A 2500-nucleotide genomic window follows, 5' to 3' on the forward strand; every position below is an offset into this window, starting at 1 on the left:
TAAGAAGACATCGACCTGATCTATGCTTTGGTGAGTACACCGCTGTGGGGAAACCCACAGATGGAGGTGCTCTGTCAATTGAGTGTAGTGACAGTCAGATCAAATCTTTCAACTTGAGAGTTTGATCCTGGCTCAGAACGAACGCTGGCGGCAGGCTTAACACATGCAAGTCGAACGCATCCTTCGGGGTGAGTGGCAGACGGGTGAGTAACGCGTGGGAACGTGCCCTTCAGTTCGGAATAACCCAGGGAAACTTGGGCTAATACCGGATACGTGCGAGAGCAGAAAGATTTATCGCTGAAGGATCGGCCCGCGTCTGATTAGCTAGTTGGTGAGGTAATGGCTCACCAAGGCGACGATCAGTAGCTGGTCTGAGAGGATGATCAGCCACATTGGGACTGAGACACGGCCCAAACTCCTACGGGAGGCAGCAGTGGGGAATATTGGACAATGGGCGCAAGCCTGATCCAGCCATGCCGCGTGAGTGATGAAGGCCTTAGGGTTGTAAAGCTCTTTCGTCCGGGACGATAATGACGGTACCGGAAGAAGAAGCCCCGGCTAACTTCGTGCCAGCAGCCGCGGTAATACGAAGGGGGCTAGCGTTGTTCGGAATCACTGGGCGTAAAGGGCGCGTAGGCGGCTTGATAAGTCGGGGGTGAAAGCCTGTGGCTCAACCACAGAATTGCCTTCGATACTGTCTGGCTTGAGACCGGAAGAGGTAAGTGGAACTGCGAGTGTAGAGGTGAAATTCGTAGATATTCGCAAGAACACCAGTGGCGAAGGCGGCTTACTGGTCCGGTTCTGACGCTGAGGCGCGAAAGCGTGGGGAGCAAACAGGATTAGATACCCTGGTAGTCCACGCCGTAAACGATGAATGCCAGCCGTTGGCGAGCTTGCTCGTCAGTGGCGCAGCTAACGCTTTAAGCATTCCGCCTGGGGAGTACGGTCGCAAGATTAAAACTCAAAGGAATTGACGGGGGCCCGCACAAGCGGTGGAGCATGTGGTTTAATTCGAAGCAACGCGCAGAACCTTACCAGCCTTTGACATGTCCCGTATGGATCCTGGAGACAGGGTTCTTCAGTTCGGCTGGCGGGAACACAGGTGCTGCATGGCTGTCGTCAGCTCGTGTCGTGAGATGTTGGGTTAAGTCCCGCAACGAGCGCAACCCTCGCCCTTAGTTGCCATCATTTGGTTGGGCACTCTAAGGGGACTGCCGGTGATAAGCCGAGAGGAAGGTGGGGATGACGTCAAGTCCTCATGGCCCTTACGGGCTGGGCTACACACGTGCTACAATGGCGGTGACAATGGGCAGCGAACCCGCGAGGGGGAGCTAATCCTAAAAAGCCGTCTCAGTTCGGATTGCACTCTGCAACTCGAGTGCATGAAGGTGGAATCGCTAGTAATCGTGGATCAGAACGCCACGGTGAATACGTTCCCGGGCCTTGTACACACCGCCCGTCACACCATGGGAGTTGGTCTTACCCGACGGCGCTGCGCCAACCGCAAGGAGGCAGGCGACCACGGTAGGGTCAGCGACTGGGGTGAAGTCGTAACAAGGTAGCCGTAGGGGAACCTGCGGCTGGATCACCTCCTTTCTAAGGATGATCCCTCAAGGCTGACATTTGTTGGTCTTATCGGATCTCTTTTGAACACAAGGGATCAGTCAGATCCCGATATGCGGGACGCTGCCGTCTTCGTTTCTCTTTCTTCTCCGGATACATCGATCGGGTGGGTGGCCTTTGGGCTGCTGGTCCTGTTGATTGGGGCCTGTAGCTCAGGTGGTTAGAGCGCACCCCTGATAAGGGTGAGGTCGGACGTTCGAGTCGTCCCAGGCCCACCATTATCGTGAGGGGCCTTAGCTCAGCTGGGAGAGCGGTAGCTTTGCAAGCTTCAGGTCGTCGGTTCGATCCCGACAGGCTCCACCACGATCTTTATTGGTTCTTAGAGCCGTATCCGGATGTCCATCGCCCATGATGCTTCATGGTCGGGGATCTTGTTTGAGGTTCGCGCCTCCCCTCTTGTGTGTGGGATGCGCGGATGTTTGAAATCGTAAAGAGGCAGCATATTCGGCAAGCGCGACACCTAGTTCGTGCGAACCAGCCCCGGCCCGCAGCCGGGAGCGCCGAGTATGCTTGGCAAGCAAAAACGTCTTTGGAGAAATCCAAAGACAGGTCTTTCTTTTTTGATTGGTGTTCGGTCAAGCCGAGCGAGCATCGATCATGAGAGTAATCAAGTGTCGTAAGAGCATCTGGTGGATGCCTTGGCGCTGAGAGGCGATGAAGGACGTGGTACGCTGCGATATGCCTTGGGGAGCTGCGAACGAGCTTTGATCCAAGGATCTCCGAATGGGGAAACCCACCTTCGACCCTTTGTATTGTGACGTCATCCGCAAGAGCGATCTGTGGGGTGGTGTTGCACTACGGAGGGTCAGATGAAGGTATTAGGCCCTGAATTCATAGGGGTTTAAAGCGAACCCGGGGAACTGAAACATCTAAGTAC

At 55.1% G+C, this 2500-nt stretch carries 2 tRNA genes and 2 rRNA genes (1 of these 4 cut by a window edge); all 4 read left to right on the plus strand.

From position 1 onward, the window contains the following. The first annotated feature begins 109 nt into the window (after positions 1–109). A 16S ribosomal RNA gene (locus JKG68_RS31060) occupies positions 110–1596 on the plus strand. 168 nt (positions 1597–1764) lie between these two features. Then, positions 1765–1841 (plus strand) — tRNA-Ile (locus JKG68_RS31065). 9 nt (positions 1842–1850) lie between these two features. Next, positions 1851–1926, plus strand: a tRNA-Ala gene (locus tag JKG68_RS31070). A gap of 302 nt (positions 1927–2228) precedes the next feature. Further along, positions 2229–2500, plus strand: a 23S ribosomal RNA gene (locus JKG68_RS31075); its annotated part runs 2486 nt beyond the window's last position; the annotation flags it as partial.

This window comes from Microvirga aerilata (genome assembly GCF_016743775.1).
GTDB classification, from domain to species: domain Bacteria; phylum Pseudomonadota; class Alphaproteobacteria; order Rhizobiales; family Beijerinckiaceae; genus Microvirga; species Microvirga aerilata.